Source organism: Acetobacter sp. DmW_136, assembly GCF_008690365.1.
Classification (GTDB): Bacteria; Pseudomonadota; Alphaproteobacteria; order Acetobacterales; family Acetobacteraceae; genus Acetobacter; species Acetobacter oryzifermentans.
In genome coordinates this window covers 1-345 of record NZ_VHON01000101.1, presented here as the reverse complement: position 1 = coordinate 345, position 345 = coordinate 1, and the positions used below count along the sequence as shown (strand labels likewise).

Below are 345 nucleotides of genomic sequence, written 5' to 3'. Positions count from 1 at the left end.
GAAGATAGCAGTTATGGCCGTAATATCCATGAAAGGCGCGGCCTTCCTGATGGCCATGGATACGGTCATCGGTGGCATCCACATCCAGAATGATCCGGGCAGGCGCGCGGTCATGCTGGTCCATGAAGAGCGTGACGAACAGCGCGGCCAGGGCTTCATGATCAGCAATGATGCGACAGTAACGGTCTGCCTTGTGGCCACTGCGCTCCAGCCGGTTCAAGGTGGATTTGCCGGCCAATGCTGCGCAGTTTGCCCGGCCTCCTGACAGACGGCCCGAGGCCAGACCAAAGATCAGGTCATGCCGCAGGGCATCGTGATCATTGAGATCTTCATAGCCCAGTGCCA

Annotated in this window: 1 protein-coding gene; it reads right to left on the bottom strand. The window is 58.6% G+C overall.

Features of this window, described 5'->3' with window-relative positions:
- The coding region (locus tag FKW31_RS15885; RefSeq protein ID WP_193562100.1) for a transposase at positions 1–345 on the bottom strand (345 nt) is incomplete at both ends.